Source organism: Adlercreutzia sp. ZJ242 (genome assembly GCF_011038995.1).
In the GTDB taxonomy this organism is placed as follows: domain Bacteria; phylum Actinomycetota; class Coriobacteriia; order Coriobacteriales; family Eggerthellaceae; genus CAAEEV01.
The window spans coordinates 1-1,116 of record NZ_JAAKEE010000045.1; the positions used below are offsets into that span (position 1 = coordinate 1).

1 protein-coding gene is annotated in these 1,116 nt (G+C 58.0%); it reads left to right on the top strand.

Annotated elements, in window-relative coordinates; translation table 11 throughout:
- Positions 1 to 1,032 (top strand): IS1634 family transposase (locus tag G7Y49_RS09650; RefSeq protein WP_165173283.1); only part of this gene is annotated, 1,032 nt, incomplete at its 5' end.
- Positions 1,033 to 1,116 lie beyond the last annotated feature (84 nt).

Here is a 1,116-nt window from a genome sequence, read left to right on the forward strand (position 1 = left end):
AATGGCATACCGGTTGACTACGAGCTGTTCCCTGGCAATCAAAACGATATGACCACAATGCTTCCCATGATGAAGAAGGCTGGCTTGAGGGATTCATCAAATCCAGATGGAGAGCGCGTGGTCGTGGTGGCCGACAAGGGGCTTAACACCTCTGACAACATAGCAGCCTGCATACTCGACGGTAACGGGTTCGTCCTCTCGCAGTCCGTGCGCAGGGCGACCAAAAAGCTCAAAGACTGGGTGCTCGACGATGCCGGATATGTCGAGTCGGAGTCGGGCCGGTTCAAGGTCAAGAGCCGGATCTCTGGCAAGGCCGTCTACGTCGTGAATCCAGAAGGCAAAAAAGAGCGCGTCATGGTGCCAGTCAAGGAGGTCGCATTCTGGTCGCGTGACTTTTACGAGCGGGCGCGTCACGAACGCGCCAAAGTCATCGAGAAGTCGAGAGCCGCTATAGAGCGCGGCGACATGTCGGCAGCAGTGGCTCGCAGCTCGGCACGCTACGCCAAAGATGTGCCCGTGGTTAAAGAGACCGGTGAGAAGGCCAGTCACAACTGGGTTCTCGACGAAAAGAGGATCGCCGCCGACGCTGCTATGGACGGCTACTACTGCATCATTACCTCTGAGCAGGAGTGGGGCGAACATGAGATCATCGAGGCATATAGGGGGCTTTCCCGCATCGAGGACTCGTTCCGCGTGCTCAAGTCCACCATGGAGGCGCGGCCAGTCTATGTGTGGACGGAACCGCACATACGGGCGCACTTCCTTGTCTGCTACGTGGCGCTCACCATCATGCGGCTCATGCAGGCCGACGTGGAGCGCGCGACAGGGTCGCGCCCGTCGGCGCAGGCTGTCGCCGACGCGCTTGCCAATATGACAGGACATCGCCTCGACGCCAACGTCTACCACTTCGACTACCGCACCGACCTCACCGACGCGCTCTGCGACGTTGTCGGCATCGACCTGTCGCGCGAGGTCATGACCAAATCGCAGATGAGCAAGGTGATGTCGGTTGTGAAAAAGCCGAGAGACTAGGCTGTTCCACTACAGAAAACGTCATGAGAAAAGAGGCCGTTTGTCCTGGTCACATAGGGTAAACGGCCTCTTTTTGCTGCAAAA